This is a genomic window from Actinomadura sp. RB99, from assembly GCF_014706005.1.
Classification (GTDB): Bacteria; Actinomycetota; Actinomycetes; order Streptosporangiales; family Streptosporangiaceae; genus Spirillospora.
In genome coordinates, this window is sequence record NZ_JABMCA010000095.1 from 12,857 (window position 1) to 30,468 (window position 17,612).

Annotated in this window: 17 protein-coding genes and 1 riboswitch; of the genes, 4 read left to right on the forward strand and 13 right to left on the reverse strand. The window is 72.7% G+C overall.

From position 1 onward, the window contains the following. Positions 1 to 64 precede the first annotated feature (64 nt). Positions 65 to 1,312, reverse strand: coding sequence for a hypothetical protein (locus tag amrb99_RS44500; RefSeq protein WP_190868066.1), 1,248 nt, complete (start codon positions 1,310 to 1,312; stop codon positions 65 to 67). A 141-nt stretch (positions 1,313 to 1,453) separates the two neighbouring features. Between amrb99_RS44500 and amrb99_RS44505 the strand changes: the two genes are divergently transcribed. Then, complete coding sequence (locus amrb99_RS44505; protein ID WP_190868068.1) at positions 1,454 to 1,714, forward strand: hypothetical protein; 261 nt, start codon at positions 1,454 to 1,456, stop codon at positions 1,712 to 1,714. A 170-nt stretch (positions 1,715 to 1,884) separates the two neighbouring features. Here the strand turns inward: amrb99_RS44505 and amrb99_RS44510 are convergent, their stop codons facing one another. Then, complete coding sequence (locus amrb99_RS44510; protein WP_190868094.1) at positions 1,885 to 2,337, reverse strand: GNAT family N-acetyltransferase; 453 nt, start codon at positions 2,335 to 2,337, stop codon at positions 1,885 to 1,887. A gap of 157 nt (positions 2,338 to 2,494) precedes the next feature. Between amrb99_RS44510 and amrb99_RS44515 the strand changes: the two genes are divergently transcribed. Beyond that, positions 2,495 to 2,824, forward strand: a complete 330-nt coding sequence (locus tag amrb99_RS44515) for a WhiB family transcriptional regulator (RefSeq protein ID WP_151543281.1) — start codon at positions 2,495 to 2,497, stop codon at positions 2,822 to 2,824. Positions 2,825 to 2,924: 100 nt separating this feature from the next. Next, positions 2,925 to 3,317 carry a cupin domain-containing protein gene (locus amrb99_RS44520; protein WP_190868070.1) on the forward strand — a complete coding sequence of 131 codons (393 nt, stop codon included), beginning with the start codon at positions 2,925 to 2,927 and terminating at the stop codon, positions 3,315 to 3,317. Here amrb99_RS44520 and amrb99_RS44525 read toward each other — a convergent pair. Both amrb99_RS44525 and amrb99_RS44530 read right to left on the reverse strand, forming a co-directional pair. Beyond that, entirely contained in the window at positions 3,305 to 4,720 is a 1,416-nt protein-coding gene (locus amrb99_RS44525; protein WP_190868072.1) for a PLP-dependent aminotransferase family protein, read from the reverse strand. The genes amrb99_RS44520 and amrb99_RS44525 overlap by 13 nt on opposite strands. A gap of 40 nt (positions 4,721 to 4,760) precedes the next feature. Continuing rightward, positions 4,761 to 5,687, reverse strand: coding sequence for a zinc-binding dehydrogenase (locus tag amrb99_RS44530; RefSeq protein WP_190868074.1), 927 nt, complete (start codon positions 5,685 to 5,687; stop codon positions 4,761 to 4,763). Between the two features lie 107 nt (positions 5,688 to 5,794). Here amrb99_RS44530 and amrb99_RS44535 point away from each other — a divergent pair, with 107 nt between their 5' ends. Beyond that, positions 5,795 to 6,415: a rhomboid family intramembrane serine protease gene (locus tag amrb99_RS44535; protein ID WP_190868076.1), complete on the forward strand. Its 621-nt coding sequence runs from the start codon at positions 5,795 to 5,797 to the stop codon at positions 6,413 to 6,415. A gap of 7 nt (positions 6,416 to 6,422) precedes the next feature. Here the strand turns inward: amrb99_RS44535 and amrb99_RS44540 are convergent, their stop codons facing one another. The 9 genes from amrb99_RS44540 to amrb99_RS44580 all read right to left on the reverse strand — a co-directional run bounded on the left by amrb99_RS44540 (position 6,423) and on the right by amrb99_RS44580 (position 17,484). Further along, positions 6,423 to 7,823 carry a hypothetical protein gene (locus amrb99_RS44540; protein WP_190868078.1) on the reverse strand — a complete coding sequence of 467 codons (1,401 nt, stop codon included), beginning with the start codon at positions 7,821 to 7,823 and terminating at the stop codon, positions 6,423 to 6,425. Positions 7,824 to 7,923: 100 nt separating this feature from the next. Beyond that, a complete protein-coding gene (locus amrb99_RS44545; RefSeq protein WP_190868080.1) occupies positions 7,924 to 8,679 on the reverse strand; it encodes an SDR family oxidoreductase in 756 nt (251 codons plus the stop codon). A gap of 55 nt (positions 8,680 to 8,734) precedes the next feature. Continuing rightward, complete coding sequence (locus amrb99_RS44550; RefSeq protein ID WP_190868082.1) at positions 8,735 to 10,210, reverse strand: hypothetical protein; 1,476 nt, start codon at positions 10,208 to 10,210, stop codon at positions 8,735 to 8,737. Between the two features lie 78 nt (positions 10,211 to 10,288). Next, positions 10,289 to 11,074 carry a sporulation protein gene (locus amrb99_RS44555; RefSeq protein ID WP_190868084.1) on the reverse strand — a complete coding sequence of 262 codons (786 nt, stop codon included), beginning with the start codon at positions 11,072 to 11,074 and terminating at the stop codon, positions 10,289 to 10,291. 98 nt (positions 11,075 to 11,172) lie between these two features. Continuing rightward, on the reverse strand, positions 11,173 to 11,496 hold the full coding sequence (locus tag amrb99_RS44560; protein ID WP_190868086.1) for a multidrug efflux SMR transporter: 324 nt from the start codon (positions 11,494 to 11,496) through the stop codon (positions 11,173 to 11,175). A gap of 31 nt (positions 11,497 to 11,527) precedes the next feature. Then, positions 11,528 to 11,594: riboswitch (guanidine-III (ykkC-III) riboswitch) on the reverse strand. Between the two features lie 103 nt (positions 11,595 to 11,697). Continuing rightward, positions 11,698 to 13,026, reverse strand: a complete 1,329-nt coding sequence (locus tag amrb99_RS44565) for a UDP-glucose/GDP-mannose dehydrogenase family protein (protein ID WP_190868088.1) — start codon at positions 13,024 to 13,026, stop codon at positions 11,698 to 11,700. A 49-nt stretch (positions 13,027 to 13,075) separates the two neighbouring features. Beyond that, a complete protein-coding gene (locus amrb99_RS51995) occupies positions 13,076 to 14,260 on the reverse strand; it encodes a NosD domain-containing protein (protein WP_190868090.1) in 1,185 nt (394 codons plus the stop codon). Between the two features lie 36 nt (positions 14,261 to 14,296). Further along, positions 14,297 to 15,454: a right-handed parallel beta-helix repeat-containing protein gene (locus amrb99_RS44575; RefSeq protein WP_190868091.1), complete on the reverse strand. Its 1,158-nt coding sequence runs from the start codon at positions 15,452 to 15,454 to the stop codon at positions 14,297 to 14,299. A gap of 56 nt (positions 15,455 to 15,510) precedes the next feature. Next, positions 15,511 to 17,484 (reverse strand): right-handed parallel beta-helix repeat-containing protein, encoded by a 1,974-nt coding sequence (locus tag amrb99_RS44580; protein WP_190868092.1) that lies wholly within the window; start codon positions 17,482 to 17,484, stop codon positions 15,511 to 15,513. Positions 17,485 to 17,612: the final 128 nt, after the last annotated feature.

Genomic DNA, 17,612 nt, shown 5'->3' on the forward strand with positions numbered 1-17,612 from the left:
CAACGGGTGGGCCGACAGGCCCACCCGTCACCCCCCGCAAACCAAGCGATACGGCCCCCGAAGTTCACCCGTCCTGGCGATCCGGCCCACCGGCATCCTGATCGTCGCCGCCCACTCGGTGGAGGATGTCGCTCAGGTCGGTGACGTGCGGGTGCGCTGGGTACCGCGTCCTCAGGATGCGGTGGACGTGCGCGACGTCGCGGAGGGTCTTCGTGCCGCCTGTCGCGGTGAGGACGCGGACGGCGGTGCGCAACTCGGCGACCGCCTGTTCCGGATCGCCCGCCAGCGCTCGCGCCGACGCCGCCTTCACGCGGTACCACGCGACCCATTCGGAATCGCGGATCGTGCTCGGCATCGCTTCGATGCCGCGGGTGAGGAGGTCGGCGGCCTTGGCGTGCTCACCGAGGTATCCGTAGATCAGACCGCGTTGCATGGTGAGCATCTCGGCGCCGTAGAAGTACAGGCCATCCGGATCGTCGGTGTCTCCGCGTCCGGCGAGGACATCCTCGGCTCGGCCGACGGCCCGGAGCGCACCCTGCCGGTCGCCCAGCAGGGCCAGGGCCCGGCCGCGCTGCTGCGTCGCCACGGTTCGCGTGCCCGACGCCGTGGCGAGACCCGCGGCGGCCTCGGAAAGGCTTGCCATGTCGCCGTACTCGCCTTTCGCCCATGCCAGATGACCTCGCATTGACAGCGCGGTCGCCGCCAAGTCCTTGTCGTCGGCCTGCAGCCCTAGCCGGAGCGCTTGGTCGTAGAGCGGTTCGGCCGCCGCGTGGTCGTTGACCGCCGTGCTGAGCCACCCGTTGAACTGGGAGGCCTCGGACGCGATCGCCAGGAGCCGTGCGGCGAGCGGGCCCCGAGCGTCGCGCAGCAGACGCATGATCAGCGCAAGGTGCGCCCGTGCCGCGCCCAAGACGGCGTGAGAGCCGACCACGTCCTCGACCCGCCGCTGGTTGGCGAGCGTGGCCGCCAGACCGTCGATCACGACGCCGTCGAGCCGGGCCGGATCACGCACCGCGAGCGCGAGCCGCTCATGCTCGTCCGAGAAGGCGCGGCGAGCGTCATCGGCGGCGAAGAGGGCTTCTTCGGGGGTGTTGAGGGCGCGGGCGTAGAGGAGGCGGTAGCTGGGGCCTACGGCGTGCTCGCCGGCTTCGTGGCCGCGGATGGTGCGTTCGAGGTCGCGCACGGACGGGAGGCGTTGCCGGACGCGCTCGGGAGCGACGTCGCGGAACCGTTCGGCCAGGTCGGCGACGGTCAGGCCGTGCGCTTTCCGAGCGGCCCGCAGCCGGGCCCCGGCGCGCTTCTTCTCGGACACCGCAGTGCACCTCGTTCCGGATATCCGCGGAGATGGTCCGTGTCCACGCTCATCTCCGATTATCACGGTGACCTGCGCCACCCGTCATCGATTCACTGAGAGTGATCGAATCGGCACAGAGTGGGGGAACGGCGGCGACAGATGACGGGCGCGAGGAGAGGTGGGCCGCCTGCGCTTTTCGCGTGGGACGTCGTCCTGCGCGAGGGAGGGGAGTGCGGCGTCACCGACGACCAGGCGGCCGCGCTCCGGCACGTCCGGCGGGCCCTTCAAGGGGCGGACGTCGGGGGGCGGGGGCGAGTGCGCCTGGTGACCGTCGGCCTGTCGGGACGCGTCGAGTACGTCGAGCTGGGGATCGTCGCGGAGGCGCGGCGCGACGGCGGCGCGGTGGTGTGGGCGTGGTGACGGCGACCGGGCACCTGGAACGGCTGGCCGTGGCCCTGGACACGGCGGGCTGGACGGTCGACCGGCGGTGCAGGAGGCTCGGCCGCCGCGAAGCTCGCGAAGCGAGGTCGCGCCCGCCCGAGGACGGTCAGAGGGCGAGCCGCCAGGCGAGGCCCTTGGGCCGGGATTGCCTACTGCAGGTGGTACTTCATGCCCATGTGGGAGGGGCGGAAGCCGATCTTCTGGTAGAAGCGGATCGCGTCGGGGCGCTGGCGGTCGGTGGTGAGCTGGACGACGCGGCAGCCGCGGGCGCGGGCCTGGTCGATGGCCCAGGCGAGCATGGTCTGGCCGAGGCCGCGGCCGCGCTCGTCGGCCGCGATGCGGACGCCCTCGATCTGGGCGCGCTCGCCGCCGGTGTAGGTGAGGCCGGGGATGTAGGTGAGCTGCAGCGTGCCCGCGACCGTGCCCGCGACGTCCGCCACGATCAGGTGGTTGTTGGGGTCCTTCTCGATGGCGGCGAAGGCGGTGACGTAGGCCTCGGGAATCTCCTCGGCGAGTGTTTCGCGGGTCGCGCCCAGGGGATCGTCGGCCAGGAGCCGGACGATCTCGGGGAGATCGGCGGCCGTCGCCTCGCGAAAGGTCACTTCTTGATCACGCTGCACGTCACAAGGTTATCCGGGCGCTAAGTTGCAATGTTCACAACGACTTGTAGTACTACGGTTCGTAGTACTACGTTGGGTGGAGACCACCCCAGAGCGAACCGCCGGTGGCCTCCTCACCATGCCCCGCAGGGAGAAAGCCATGCACAACGACGAGAACGAGGAACACTGGACCGACCACGCCATCTGTCGCGGCGCGGATCCCGACCTGTTCTTCCCGATCGGCTACTCGGCGCCGGTGCTCCAGGCTCAGATGGACGCGGCGAAGGCGATCTGCGCGAACTGCCCGGTGAAGGCGGAGTGCCTCGCGTGGGCGCTGCGGGTGGGCGAGCCGGACGGCATCTGGGGCGGGACGACCCCGGAGGAGCGGCGCTACCTGCGCCGGACCGCGGAGGCCCCGGCGCGGCGCCGGCTGCCGGTGATCGTGGTCCGCGGCGACGCGTCCGAGTCCGAGCACGCCTCCGCCGCCTGAACCGGCTGCGCGCCGGCGCGACTGCCCGGCGAACCGGTACAACCAAAAGCACGGGAAGTGGACTACTTCACTGAACCGGTGGCGTCCTAGCGTCGGCGGCATGTCCACTCTCACCACATTGATGCACCAGGTTCCGCCCTTCATCCCCTCGGGTGCCGAGGCGATGACCGCGACGGTCGAACTGCCCCCGGGGGACCCGGGCACACCGCCGCACCGCCACTCCGGCCCCGTCTTCGGCTACCTGCTCGAAGGCGAGATGGTGTTCGAGCTGGAGGGCGAGCCCGAACGGGTGATCCGCGCCGGCGAGGCGTTCTGGGAACCCGGCGGCGACGTGATCCACTACCAGGCCGCCAACAACCTCGCCGACGGCTGGACCCGTTTCGTCATCGTCATGCTGGGCGTCCCCGGCGAGCCGATGCTGACCCTCGTGGACGAGGCGGAGTTGCGCGCGCGCCGCGACCGCCGGGCGCCGCGTCCGGTTCACCCGGCGTAGCGGGGCGGGGTCTCCGCCTGACCTGTCACCGCGTCGACGACCCCGGCCAGGGCCTCCAGGGCGCCGTGCCAGGCGTGCGGGGGAGGGGTGGCGAAGCCGATGACGAGCGCCGCGCGGCGTTCGGGGGACGCCTCGTGCCAGTACCCGTCGGTGTGCAGGCCGTGCAGGCGGAGCCCCGCGTAGAGCCCGGTCTCCACCAGGGCCCGCTCCTCCCCGGCCGACCCGGCAGGGAGCAGGGCGTGCAGGCCCGCGGCCACCCCGTCCAGCGGGCGTGCGAGCCGGTCCGCCAGTTCCGCGCGCCGCCGCCGGTGGACGAGCCGGGCCCGCCGGACGTGCCGATCGTAGTCGCCGCGTTCCAGCAGGTCGGCGAAGGTGAGCTGGTCGACGGCGGGCACCGCCGCGCCGAGGTCCTCCAGCGCGGCCAGCACAGGGTCGAGCAGCGCGGGCGGCACGGCGAGCCAGCCGAGCCGCATGCCCGGGGCCAGCGCCTTGCTGGCGCTTCCGGCGAAGACCACCCGGTCGGGGGCGAGCGCCTGCATCGCCCCGACCGGCTGCCGGTCGTAGCGGAACTCGCCGTCGTAGTCGTCCTCGATCACGAAGCCGTCCCGCCGGCGCGCCCACGCGGCGAAGGCCGCCCGGCGGGACGGCGCGAGCACCACGCCGCACGGGTACTGGTGGGCCGGGGTGAGGAGCACGGCCCCGGCCTGGTCCGGCAGGCCGGCGGGGTCGGCGCCGTCGCCGTCCACGCGCAGCGGGACGACGCCCAGCCCCGCCGCGCGCAGCAGGTCCCGGTGCCGGGGCAGGCCCGGGTCCTCGGTGGCCGCGCACCGGACGCCGATGCTCCGCAGGGCCCGTCCGAGCACCGCGAGCGCGTGGGCGAAGCCCGCGGTGATCACCACGGTTCCCGGGTCGGCGCGCACGCCGCGCGTGCGGGCGGCGTATCCCGCGATCGCGGCCCTCAGCACCGGCAGCCCGGCCGGTTCCGCATAGTCCCACGCCGCCGGTGAGGCCGAAGCCAGCGCCCGCCGCACCGCCGAGGCCCAAGCGGTGCGCGGGAACGAGCTGAGATCCGGGCGGCCCGGCCGCAGGTCGATGCGCGCGCCGGGATGGCGCGCGGGCGGTTCCGTGTCCGGACGGGCCTCGACCGCGCCGACCGCGGCGACGCGGGTGCCCGACCCGGGCGTCCCCGACAGCCACCCCTCGGCCGTCAGCTGGGCGTAGACCTGGACGACCGTCCCCCGCGCGATCCCGAGATCGGAGGCGAGGGTCCGGCTCCCGGGCAGCCGGGTGCCCGGGGCGAGCCGCCCCGATCGCACCGCCGCGCGCAGGGCCTCCTCCAAAGCCCGCCCCACACCGCCGCCCTGCGTCACGTCCAGGTGCAGGTCGAGACCGGGTCCGTCCATCGCCACCTCCTCCGGACACTGTCCCGCGCCCGGCCGGAGGTCAGGGCAGCAGGGCCACCTTGCCGACGACGCGGCGGTTGAGCAGGTCGTCGAGGACCCGCGGCGCGGACGCGAGCGGCTCCGTGCGCGGCGCGACGGGGTCGAGGCGGTCCTCGGCCACCATGGCGAGCAGCTCGTCGAGAAGGGCGCGCTGCTCGGCGGGGTGCCTCATGGACCAGGCGCCCCAGTCGACGCCGACGATGGAGCGGTTGCGCAGCAGCACCTGGTTGAGCGGGAGGGACGGGATGTCCCCGGACGCGAAGCCGATCACGGCGTAGCGGCCGCCCTCGCGCAGGGCGCGCAGCGCCGGGTCGGCGAGGGCGCCGCCGACCGGGTCGTAGACGAGGTCGACACCGCCGTCCGACCAGGCGCGGGCGGCGGCCTTGACGTCGGCGGCGTCGACGGCGGAGTCCGCGCCCGCGGCGAGGGCCGCCCGGCGCTTCTCCTCCGACGACGCGACCGCCAGCACCCGGGCGCCGAGGGCCGTCGCGACCTGGACGGCGGCGAGGCCGACGCCGCCGCCGGCGCCGAGGACGAGGACGGTCTCGCCGGCGGCGAGGGCGGCGCGGTCGCGCAGCGCGAACAGGGCGGTGCAGTAGCTCTGGGTGAAGGTCGCGGCGCGCGGGGCGTCCAGCTTGTCCGGGAGCGGCACCGCTGCGGCGGCGGGGACGGCGACGTGCGACGCGAAGCCGCCGAGCCCGCACATGGCGAGGACGCGCGTCCCGTCCGGGAGGGTGCCGGCGACCTCGCTGCCGGGGACGAACGGCAGCGGCGGCTTGATCTGGTAGCGGCCCTGGACGAACAGGGCGTCGACGTAGTTGACGCCGGCCGCCTCGACGGTGAGCAGGACCTGGCCGGGGCCGGGCTCGACCGGGGCGGTGTCCTTGACGGCGAGGGAGCCGAGCTCCTCGCAGATCGCAGCGCGCATCCGTCCACTATGCCGGAAACCGAATAGCGTTCACCATCGGGCACCTTCGTGGGGATATGTACGTTGACCCCGGTGACGGCAGGATCGATCGGTCATACGGTGGCGACATGAGCTACACCCCCGACAGGCAACGCTCCGACGGGCTCGTCAAGGCCGGCACGCGCGCGCTGTCGGCGGCGGTGCTCATCGGCTCGGTGACGGTCGTGATGTGGGTCCTCGAGGGCATCGACGTGCTCGACAACGGCGCGCTGGACCAGTTCGGCATCCAGCCGCACGACGTCGACGACCTTCCGGACATCTTCACGGCGCCCTTCATGCACGCGGGCTTCCCGCACCTGATGGCCAACACGATCCCGTTCGTGATCCTCGGGTTCATCGCGGCGGCGCGGGGGATCGCGAAGTTCCTGGCCGCGAGCCTGATCATCATCGTGGTCGGCGGGCTCGGCGTGTGGTTCTTCAGCTCCGCGAACACGCTCGGGTCCAGCATCCTGATCTTCGGGTTCTTCGGCTACCTGGTCGGGCGCGGGATCTTCGAGCGGCGGGTGCTGGACGTCGTGATCGCCGTGCTGGTGGTCGCGGTCTACGGGACGATGCTGGTCGGCGTGGTCCCGAACGACCCGACGATCTCCTGGCAGGGCCACCTGTTCGGGCTGATCGGCGGCGTGCTGGGCGCGTGGTTCCTGCGCCGGAGCCGCGTCGAGCGCCCGGAGGTCGCCCGCGGGGTGTGAGAGCCGGTCACCCGCCGGGTGTGAGGTCGGCCGTCTCCGCTTCGAGGCGCTTGGGACGGGACGGGACGTCCTCGTCGGGCCGTTCGGCGGTGCGGGCCGTCAGGGCGGCCAGGCCGAAGGCGACGGGGATCCACGCCACCGCCGACAGCCGCGGCAGCTCGTCGACGAGCGGGTGCAGCGAGGCGATCGCCGCGCCGGTGAGGCCCGCGGCGGCGACGGGCCAGGCGGCGTCCCAGCGGACGCGGGAGACCAGACCGGCGGCGGCGAACAGGAACGCGGCCGGGATCAGCGGGTTCTCCAGCATCGCGGGGGCGATGTCACCGCTCCACAGCTTCCCCGCGGCGGCCGAGAGCCGGTGCCACGGGTCGGGCACGTCGGGATGCCGGAAATGCCTGGTGAAGGTGTCCTGGAGCGTCTCGTGGACGCCCGGCAGGTGCAGGGCGGAGCCGATCCAGAGGTTGCCCGCCAGGACGAGCACGGCGACGCCCGCGACGGCCAGGAACGCCCGCCGCGACGCGAAGACCGGGAGCAGGAGCACGGCGCCGACCGCGAGCGCGGTGGCCAGCACGACGCCGTTGGCGGGCTTGACGACGCACAGCAGCGCGAGCGCGCCGGCCAGCAGCGCCGATCCCGCGATCGCGGCGCGTTCGCGCAGTACCAGCACGGCACCGGTCAGCGCGAGCATCACGCACAGCATCATGGGCGCCTCGGCGAGCAGGCGGCTGCCCCAGAAGCCGGTCGGGAGCAGGAAGAACAGGGCCTCCGCGACCAGGGCCTGGAGAGGCCGCAGCCCGATCGCCAGCGCCAGCAGGACGGCCGCGAGGCCGCACGCCACCCCCAGCGCGGCCGTCGCGGCGCTGAACCCGGCCGTGCCCATCACCCGGACGAACGGCACCGTGAGCAGCGGATAGCCCGGACGCGAGGTGAAGATCCGCTGGAAGCGCTCCGGCGCCACGCCGGGCAGCGCGGCCCGGTACCGGACGCAGTCGGGCCGCGTCCCCGGCGGGCGCGAGGGTCCCCGCATCAGGCCGCCGCAGGTGATGTCCGCCGCGGCGCGGTCGGCGGCGGGCTCCGACCAGCCCGCGTACCGGAACGCGTCGCGCGCGTACCAGAAGGTGTCGGGCGTGGCGGTGGGCGCGGTCCCCGACCAGCGCAGCAGCCACAGCCCGGACCCGAGCAGGACCGCGACCGCGACGAGCAGCACCGCCCGCGCCCAGGGCCGGTCGAGCGGGTGGGGCGCCGCGACGTCCGCGAACCGCACGCGCCATGACGGCCACACCGCCGGCAGCCGGCGGCGGCGCCACGTCCGCGGCAAGCGGGACGGCGGCCGGTGCGTCCCGCCGGGTTCCGGACCGTCGCCGGGGATCCGGCGGCCGGCGTCCTCGGGCCGTGAATAACTCTGCGTCACGGGCCGGGCACTGCCCGGCCGCGCGCACGGCAAGCGAGTTATGGGGATCTATCAGAAAATATTGGACATCCCTATAACCCCCCAGACCGCCGGGAACCCGCTAGTTCGGACGTACGGTGACGTCCGAGACGACGGCGTCGCGGGGCGTCTCCAGCGCGGCGACCAGCACGCGCGCCACCGTGCCGGGCGCGGCGAAGTCGTCCTCCGCGTACGGGTGGCCCTCCTGCGCGCGCACCTTCCGCTGCATCTCCGTGGCCGTCCGCCCCGGATAGACGGTCGTGACCCGCAGCGATGGCTCCTCCGCCCGCAGCGAGTCGGCGAGCGCGCGCAGCCCGAACTTGCTCGCCGCGTACGCCGACCACTCCGGGTTGGCGCGCAGCCCGGCGGTCGAGTTGACGAAGACCACGTGGCCCTCGGCGGCGCGCAGCGCGGGCAGCAGCAGCCGCGTCACCTCGGCGGCGGACACCAGGTTCACCGACAGGTGGTCCATCCACTCGTCCGCCTCCAGCTCGGCGACCGGCGACAGATGGACGACCCCCGCCGCGTGGACGACGCCGTCGAGCCGGCCGGGCAGCTCCGCCCCCGCGAGCACCGCCTCGATCCGCCGCGGCTCGGTGAGGTCCAGCGGGACCGTGGTGATGGACGCGCCCGACGCGGCGGCGGGCGGCGCGCCCGGCGCGATCGCGATGGACTGGGTGGCGGCGTGCGCGGCGCCGGTGCGCAGCTTCCCGGCCAGCTCGGCCAGCCGGTCGGGGGAGCGGCCGGTCAGGACCAGGTCGTGCCCGCGCTCGCGGAGCAGCTCCGCGACCGCGGTGCCGATGCCGCCGGTCGCCCCCGTGATCAGATACGTGCCCATGGGGCCCCATTCTCCTCGATCTCCGTACCCCCGTGGACGCGCGGGGCGAGGCGGGTCAGTTCGGGCGCAGGACGCGGGTGACGCCCGCGATGAGCGCGGTGGCGAGCACCCACCCCGTCGCGATCAGCGCATAGGCGACCCAGCGGGACCAGTTCTGCGGGTCGAACGCCTGCTGCTGCCCGAACGTGTCGATCGGGATCAGCAGGTCGAGGCTGTAGACGAGCGCGTGGAAGTGCGGCTGCTCCGCCGGCTGCTTGATCCCCTTCGGATGGTCGAGGGAGAACACCGTGGTCCCGACGGCGACCAGCACCGCGAACCACGCGAACGCCAGCCACGGCCGGTACCCGTAGCCGACCGTCCAGTCCAGGACGAGGTTCCACACCCGGCTGACCGCGTGGACCTTCCGGCGGCGCGCGCGCAGCTTGGCGAGCTGCACCTTGCGGGCCAGGACGTCGTGGCCGATGCCGTGGTACCAGGCGGCGAGCTGCTCGTACGGCTGGAGGTGGAACTCGGGATCGCGGGACACCCAGCTCAGCCGGTCCTTGAACCCGCCGCCGCGCAGCGTCTGGTACGTCAAGCCGTTCAGGTACAGCTCGTCCGGCCAGATCGACGGATGGTCCATGATCAGGTCGATCTTCGAGTACGACAGCGACACCCGGCCCTTGATCTTCTCCGACGGCCACAGCAGCAGCTCGTCGCAGACCATGTGGCTGGCGTGCAGCGCCATCCGCTTCGGGTCGGCGGAGTCGAGGATCCCCTTGGAGAACGACAGGATGCCGTTGAAGCGGGCGCTGCGCAGCCGGACCGTCCCGATCGCGCGGAAGCCGGCGCTGAACTCGCAGGTGTTCTCGACCACCATGTTCTGCCCGTCCAGCGCGATCCGCCCCGGGTTGGACAGCGTGGTGCCCTCCATGAACAGCCCGCCGTTCATCTTCGCGCCGACGAACCGGACCCCGCCGGTGATCTCGGCGTTCCGCGCGAACAGCCCGACCTCGACGACCATGCTGCCGCTGAACAGCGCCCACTTGTCCGGCGCGGACGCGGTGATGCGGGTCCCGTTCATCCGGAACCCGCCGAGCAGCTGCGCGCGCGGCAGCCGCACCTCGCCCTCGATCTCCGAGCCGGACAGGCTGAGGAACCCGTCCGCCTGGAGGCCGCCGCCGTCGAAGCCCGGCATCCGGCACTCGGCGAACCGCAGCTGCCCGGTGCGCGCGTTCGACAGGCGCGGCGCCTCGACGAGGCGGCACCGCTCCAGCCGCAGCGGATGCTCGACGGTGCCGTTCGACACGTCCAGGCACCCGGTGATGTACGCGCCGGTGAGCCGGACGGCGGCGACGGCGCCGGTCCGGGTCTCGCCCGCGCCGAGGAGGAGCCGGTTGATGACCTCCGCCCGGACGATCCGGTCGGGCAGCGGCCCGGCGGGACGGTCGTCGCCGAGGACGACGCGCGCGCCGGTCGGGAACGCGGCCCACAGCCGGCGTTCGGCGGCGCTGAGGCCGGGCGGTTCGCTGAGGCCAGGGGGGTGCGGCACGGGAACCCTTTCTACGGGGAGACCCCCTCCGCGATCAACACCGCGGAGGGGGTCCGCGTCGTCCCCCCAGGTCAGGGCTTAGAAGAAGCCGCGGCGGCGGCCGGCCTCCTGGAGGAAGCCGTCCAGCTCGCGCTCCCAGTCGGTGTGCTCGACGGTCGCGTAGTCGACGGTGAAGCGGCTGAACGCGTCGTGGCCCTCGGTGAAGACGCCGCCGCGCTTGTCCAGCTCCAGGACGACCTCCATCGACTGCGGGTACGACACGAACGTCACTTCGAGCTGGTTGATGCCGTGCGAGTAGTGGTGCGGCGGGTGGAACTCGATCTCCTGGTAGAAGGGCAGCTCCTGGTGCACGCCCCAGATGCGGCCCTTCTCGCAGTCGGCGTTGCGGAAGTGGAAGCCGAGGTTGGAGAACGCCGCGAGGATGCGCTCCTGCGCGGGCAGCGGGTGCACGGCGATCGGGTCGAGGTCGCCCGGGTCGAGGGCGCCCGCGACCTCCAGCTCGGTGGCGATGCCGACGGTGGTGCCGTGCAGCGGGTGCCCGTACATGTGGGTGAGCGGCGCCTCCCACGGGATCGGGAACTGGAACGGGACGCTGTGCCGCATCCCCTCCTCCAGCTTGAAACCGCCCGCGACCGGCATCTTCGAGTACTCGATGTTGGAGGTGTACTCGCTGTCGTCCGTCTCGACCTCGACCCGGGTGCGCAGCGCGAGGTTCACCGACTTGATGTCGGAGTTGTACTGGCCGCCGACGATGACGACCTCGCCCGTCACGACGCCGCCCGGGGTGGTGTTCGGGTCGTGCAGGGTCGTCTCGATCGAGGGCCCGCCGATGCCCATCGCCTGCCGCAGCTTCTTGAAGACCAAGGTCCGTCCTCCTGTGTCCGAGCACCCCCGGTGCTCCCGTCGTCGCATAGACGCGCTTACGGGAGATTACGTTCCTTAACGGCAGGTCGTAAGGCGAATCAGTGGCCCCCACCGGCCAGGTTGAGGCCGATGACGCCGAGGATGATGCAGGCGAGCGCGCCGATCTTCACCGCGGAGACCTGGTCGCCCATGACCAGCATCCCGAGCGCGGCGGTGCCGACGGCGCCGATCCCGACCCAGACGGCGTACGCGGTGCCGACCTCCAGCGACTTCAGCGCATGGCTGAGCAGGCCGAAACCGGCCACGGCGAAGAGGAGGAATCCGGCGGACGGCACCCACTCGGAGAAGTTCTTGCTGGCCTTCAGGCACAGCGCCATCGCGACCTCGAACAGGCCCGCGAGGATGACGAGGATCCACGCCATGGTGACTCCCGGATGCGTGAGACGGCACGGTCACGCGTCGTCTTCGCTTTCCGGGTACGGCGCACCTCGTCCGGGACGGCCCGCTCAGGGGCCCTCGACCGCGTCAACGGCTCCGCGGTGCGGGGTGTTCCCGCCGGTGGCCGATGTCACCGGCGGGAACCTCGAAACGTGCGAAACATGGAGGACGCGGGGAACGCGGCCTCAGGAGCGTCCCAGCGCGCGGTACTCCCAGCCGGCGGCCCGCCAGCGCTCGGCGTCCAGCGCGTGCCGGCCGTCCACGATCCGCTTGTGCCGGACGACCTGCGCCAGCGCCTCCGGATCGATCTCCTTGAAGTCCGACCACTCGGTCAGCAGCACGACGACGTCGGCGTCCCGGGCGACGTCGAGCGCGCTGTCGCCGTAGCGCAGCTCCGGGAACGCCCGCCGCGCGTTGTCGAGCGCGGCCGGGTCGAACACCCGGACGTGCCCGCCGAGCCCGTGCATGGTGCGCGCCACGTCCAGCGCGGGCGCGTCCCGGATGTCGTCGGAGTTCGGCTTGAACGCCGCGCCCCACGCCGCGATCCGCTTGCCGGAGATCCCGCCGAGCATCTCCCGGACGAGGTCGACGGTGCGGGCGCGCCGCCGCCGGTTGATGTCGTCGACCTCGCGCAGGAACGACACGGCCTGCCCGACGCCGAGCTCCTCCGCGCGGTGCGCGAACGCCCGGATGTCCTTCGGCAGGCAGCCGCCGCCGAAGCCGAGGCCCGGCTTGAGGAACTTGCCGCCGATCCGGTCGTCCAGCGCGAGCGAGTCCGCGAGGTGCTTGATGTCGGCGCCGACCGCCTCGCAGACCTCCGCCATCGCGTTGATGTAGGAGATCTTCGTGGCGAGGAAGGAGTTCGCGGCGACCTTCACCAGCTCGGCGGTCGCGAGGTCGGTGCGGACCACCGGGGTGCCGAGGTCGAGGATCGGCCGGAACGCGGCCTCCAGCCGCTCCAGCGCCCAGTCGGACGCGACGCCGAACACCAGCCGGTCGGGGCGCATCGTGTCGTCCACGGCGAAGCCCTCGCGCAGGAACTCGGGGTTCCACGCCAGCTCGACGTCCTCGCCCGCCGGGGCGAGGTCGTGGAGGACGCCGGTGATGCGCTGGGCCGTGCCGACCGGCACCGTCGACTTCCCGACGACCAGCGCGCGCCGGGTGAGGTTCGGCGCGAGCGCGCGTACCGCCGCGTCGACGTAGGTGAGGTCGGCGGCGTCGGATCCCGGCTGCTGCGGCGTCCCCACGCACAGGAAGTGGACGTCGCCGAACTCGCCGGCCTCCTCGAAGGAGGTGGTGAACCGCAGCCGCCCGGACTCCAGCGCCTTGGTGAGCAGCTCCGGCAGGCCGGGCTCGAAGAACGGCACCTCGCCGGACGCGAGCCGGTCGACCTTCCGCTGGTCGACGTCCACGCCGAGGACCTCGAAGCCCAGCACGGCCATGCAGATGGCGTGCGTGGCGCCGAGGTAGCCGGTGCCGATGACGGTGAGCCGCGGGGACTCCGTCGGGTTCATTGCGCTTCTCCTTCTTCACAGCTGACGGAAGGGACGGCTCCCGATGGCTCTAGGAGCACGTGCCCTTGTTGGTCAGTCGGCCGCCGGTGACGCGGTTGTCGCAGGCGACCGTGTTGCCGTCCGAACCGAGGAAGATCCCGACGCCCTTGCCGCCGCCCAGGTCGATGACGTTGCGGCGGAAGACGTTGCCGGTCCCCCAGCCCTTGTACTCCTCGTGGGTCTGGAAACCGTCCTTGAGCGTTCCGGTCCCGCGGTTGCCCTCGATGACGTAGCCGTTGCCCTTGGCGTCGACCCACGAGTCGTTGACGCTCCCGCCGGAGAGCTGCGAGCCGTCGAAGACGTTCCCGACGAGCCGGCCGCCCGACGTGCCCTCCTTGATGTCCACCGCCTCCGCGGTCGCGGTGATCCGGTTCCCGGCGACGAGGTTGGCGTCGCTCGCGTCCGGCCTGCCCTGGGTGACCCGGCCCCAGTTGTTGTGCGACGAGCCGAGGTACACCCCCTCGCCGAAGCGCGGGTTCGCCCGTCCCGTCCGGGTGATCATGTTGTACTGCACCGCGTTGCCGGTGCTGAAATCGCGCAGGTGGACGGCCTCGTCGCCGACGTCGTGGACGGTGAGCCCCTGCACGACCGTCCCGCTGGTGCCGTCGAGCATGACGCCCTTCTGGCTGCGGGTGACGGTGAAGCCGATCAGCCGCCAGTGGCTCGCGTTCTGCAGGTGGAAGCCGTAGCCCTTGGAGAGGGCGCCGCCGTCCAGCACGGACCGCGGCGTCCCGCACACGAAGATCGGTTTGGCGCGGGTGCCGGACCTCTGGCTGGAGAACTGGCCCGCGTACCGGCCGGGGGCCAGCCGGATGACGTCACCGGGCGCTGCCGTGTTCAGCTTCTCCTGCAGCTGGACGGCGCCGTGCACGGTCACGGTCGCCTTGGGGCACGCGATCCGCTGGTACGACGACGGCAGCGGCATCGCCGGCGCCGGCTGCCCGATCCCGCTCCCCGAGCCGGCCCCCGAGCCCGCCCCGGCCCCCGAGCCCGCCCCGGCCCCGGCGCCCGCACCGGCGCCCGCGCCTGCGCCGTTCCCCGTGCCGGCGGGCGCGCCCTTCCCCGTTCCGGGGAGGGGGTCGCTCTCGGCGGCGTTCTTGCCTTTGCCGCCGCCCTGGGTGGCCAGCACGACCACGGCGCTGGTCGCGACGGCCCCGACGGCCAGCACGCCGGCGAACTTCACATCGATCTTCACGATCCACCCCCGCCCCGCGTCACGCGCCCCCGCGCGTCAGGAGCACTCGCCCTTCGCGGTGAGCCGCCCGCCGGTCACCTTGTTGTTGCAGGCGATCGTGTTGCCGCCGACGGTGTCGTTGATGCCGACGCCCTTGCCGCCGTCCAGGTTGATCGTGTTGTTGCGGAAGGTGTTGCCGGTGCCCCAGCCGTTGATGATCTGGTGCACCTGGAAGCCGTCCGCGGGCGTCTTGTCGCCCTTGTTGCCCTCGATCAGGTAGCCGTTGCCCTTGACGTCGACCCACGAGTCGTTGTGCTTGTCGCCGCCGGTCCTCGACCCGTCGAACACGTTGTTGAGGATCTTGCCGCCCTTCGTGCCCTCCTTGATGTCGACCGCCTCCGCGGTGGCGCGGATGACGTTGCCGCGGACCACGTTGTTGTCGCTGTTGTCGACCTTGCCGCCGGAGACCGATTTGAAGTTGGACTGCGCGGTGCCGAGGTAGACGCCCTCGCCGAACTTCTCGCGCCGCAGCCCGGTGTTGAAGATCTTGTTGTACTGGATGGTGTTGCCGGTGGAGAAGTCGCGCACGTGGATGCCCTCGTCACCGATGTCGTGCACGTTCAGGCCCTGGATGACCGACCCGTTCGTGGTGTCGCCGACGACGCCCTTCTGGCTGTTCTGGACGGTGAAGCCGATCAGCCGCCAGTAGTTCGCCTTGTCCAGGTGGAAGCCGTAGCCCTTCTTGACGCCGCCGCCGTCGATGACCGACCCCTGCTCGCCGCACAGGAAGATCGGCTGCTGCTGCGTGCCGGACGCGGTCGCGACGAACTTGCCGACGTACTTCCCGGGGTTCATCTTGATGACGTCGCCGGCCTGCGCGCCCTTCAGCGCCTGCTGGAGCGCGTTCGCGTCGCCGACGGTCTTGGTCGGCTTCGGGCAGGCGACCTTTCCGCCGCCGTCGGGGACGGGCAGCGTCAGCGGAGCGCCGGCCTGCGCGCCGCCGCCCGCGCCGCCGTCCCCGTCGCCGTCCCCGGAGCCCTGGTCGCCGCCCTGGTCGCCGCCGCCCTGCGGGGCGGGGCTGATCCGGCCGTCCGCGGACGTCTTCTTCGAGTCGTCCCCGCCGCCCCCGCTGGTGAACAGGATCACCAGCCCGGCCGCCACCAGCGCGCCGACCGCGAGGCCGATGAGGAACTTGACGTCGATCTTGATCGTCATGCTGAACTACTCCTTGGATGACCGCTCTGGTGCGTCGTGCCGCCGTGGGCGCCGGGCTAGCGTCCCGCGCGCGCACCGACTCGCTGACCGTCCTGGGAGGGGACGGTATCGGCGCGGCGGAGCAGCCGCACGGGCCGTTCCTCGAGCTTGTCCTGCGCCGAATACGGGTGGGCGCCGAGGCTGCCGATGCGCAGCCGCGTGCCACGGGACCGGAACATGGAGATGGCCACCAGCAGGAACACGCCCGCCCAGATGACGTTCATCGGCTTGAAGATCCGCTTCAGCCAGGTCACGAAGCCCGCGGTCTTGTGCCATCCCTTGATGTTGTTGTTGGCGTTCTGGTACTTGCCCGTGGCCCGGTCGACGTCCATCACGCTCGTGCCGGCGCCGCTCAGGGTGTTGCCGGTGATGACGGACCCGGTGACGTCGCCGCGCAGCGTGATCCCGTGCCGGTGCGCCGACTGCACCGTGTTGCCGTTGAAGGTGCCGTTGGCGTCGCGGACGTACAGGGCGGTCTTCCCGCCGGTGACGACGTTGCCGGACACCGTCGCGGCCGCCATCCCGTCGCGGACGACGATCCCCTGCCGGGAGAAGCCCTTCACCTGGTTCCCGGCGATCTGGATGCGGGCGCCCTTCTCGCGCGCCACGATGCCCATGTCGCCGCCGGTGATCCGGCTGTTCTGCACGGCGACGCCGGTGCCGCCGAGCAGCTCCACCCCGTAGCGCCCGTTGTCCGTCGCGACGCTGCTGCTCACCAGGTTGTTGCCGAAGCTGGTGATCGCCTCGCCGGACGCCGACGGCCCCTCGGCGAGCGGCTCGCCGTTCAGCGTGAACCCGTTGCCGCCGTTCCCGTTCGACGTGCAGTTGGTGACGCGGACGCCCTCGGTCCCGCGCGACAGCACGAAGCCGTCGCCGCGGCTGGCGGTGACGGTGGTGTTCTCGATCGTCGCGTTCTTCGCGAACCGGTGCAGCAGCACCCCGTCGACCAGGCTGTTCCTGATGGCGGTGTTGGTGATCTGCACCTGGTTGGACGCGGTGACGAACACCCCGTAGGCGTCGCCGTCGAAGCGGGAGTGGTCGATCGTCCCGCTGACCAGGCTCGCCGCCGGGACCTCGAACGTGCCGCCCCTGCCGGCGGCGCCCGCCGGGGTGACCTGGACCCGCTGGCGGTCGCCCTGCGTCGCCTCCTGCTGGCCGTCCGGGAGCTGCACCCGGTGCGCGGGCCCGGCGTCCGACAGCTCGGCGGACGAGTCCGGGCGGTCCGAGCCGGTCAGCGCGACGCCGCCGGTGCGGCCGCTCCAGAACCCGAGGTCGGACGCCTGCGTGTAGTGCATCTCGAACGTGCCGCCGATCGCGCGGATGTAGGCGCGGCCGTCGGCGACCTGCGTGTCCGGCTTGTTCGTGTCGTCGTTCCAGCTGGTGAAGCGGACCGGGTTCTGCGCCGACCCGTTGATGCGGACGGTGCCGCCCGCGCTGACGATCGAGGTGAACGAGCCGGGCACGCTGCGCATACGGATCGTCAGCGGCCCGGTGGAGCTCTGCAGGATCAGCTTGCCGCCGGCCGCGACCATGATGTTGACGCTGAGCAGGTAGGAGCCGTCGCTCTGCTTCTGGAAGTCCTGCCCGGCGAGCTTCTGCAGCTCGGAGACGTAGTACGGCTGCCGGCGCTGCGGCAGCATCAGCGTCCGCCCGGTGGCCGAGGTCATCAGCCGCGGCTGGCGGGCCGCCGCGGCGGCCGCGCCGCCGCCCGCGAGGTCGGACTCCTGCTTCGCGCGGATCTGCATGACCCGCAGGTCCTCCTGGTCGACCAGCGTCGACTGCTGCCGCGCCGCGCTCGGCGCGACGTCGTCGACGCCCGGCAGCCCGGAGCCCTGCTGGGAGTAGACGCGGTAGGCGTAGGTGCCGCCGCCCGCGAGGCCCAGGACCAGCAGCGTCACGACGACCTTGCCGGCGCCGCCCTTCTTCTTCCCGGGCGCGGCGCCGTGCCGCGGCCCCGCGGGCCCGGCCGGTGCCGGAGTCGGCCCGCTCATGTCAGACACCCCTTCGTTGCGGCTGCGGGACGCCGCCGCGCGGCGTCGGGTGCGGCGGCGTCGCCGGCGGCGGCACCGGGCGCGGGCCGGTCGTCTGCGACGCGTGCGGCGCGACCGGCTGCGGCACC

Bases quoted from the DNA above. Each gene is read 5' to 3' on its own strand.
- amrb99_RS44505 (WP_190868068.1), top strand. From the start codon at position 1,454: ATGACGGGCGCGAGGAGAGGTGGGCCGCCTGCGCTTTTCGCGTGGGAC.
- amrb99_RS44575 (WP_190868091.1), bottom strand. From the start codon at position 15,454: ATGACGATCAAGATCGACGTCAAGTTCCTCATCGGCCTCGCGGTCGGC.
- amrb99_RS44535 (WP_190868076.1), top strand. From the start codon at position 5,795: ATGAGCTACACCCCCGACAGGCAACGCTCCGACGGGCTCGTCAAGGCC.
- amrb99_RS44525 (WP_190868072.1), bottom strand. From the start codon at position 4,720: ATGGACGGACCCGGTCTCGACCTGCACCTGGACGTGACGCAGGGCGGC.
- amrb99_RS44520 (WP_190868070.1), top strand. From the start codon at position 2,925: ATGTCCACTCTCACCACATTGATGCACCAGGTTCCGCCCTTCATCCCC.
- amrb99_RS44565 (WP_190868088.1), bottom strand. From the start codon at position 13,026: ATGAACCCGACGGAGTCCCCGCGGCTCACCGTCATCGGCACCGGCTAC.
- amrb99_RS44515 (WP_151543281.1), top strand. From the start codon at position 2,495: ATGCACAACGACGAGAACGAGGAACACTGGACCGACCACGCCATCTGT.
- amrb99_RS44545 (WP_190868080.1), bottom strand. From the start codon at position 8,679: ATGGGCACGTATCTGATCACGGGGGCGACCGGCGGCATCGGCACCGCG.
- amrb99_RS44530 (WP_190868074.1), bottom strand. From the start codon at position 5,687: ATGCGCGCTGCGATCTGCGAGGAGCTCGGCTCCCTCGCCGTCAAGGAC.
- amrb99_RS44580 (WP_190868092.1), bottom strand. From the start codon at position 17,484: ATGAGCGGGCCGACTCCGGCACCGGCCGGGCCCGCGGGGCCGCGGCAC.
- amrb99_RS44560 (WP_190868086.1), bottom strand. From the start codon at position 11,496: ATGGCGTGGATCCTCGTCATCCTCGCGGGCCTGTTCGAGGTCGCGATG.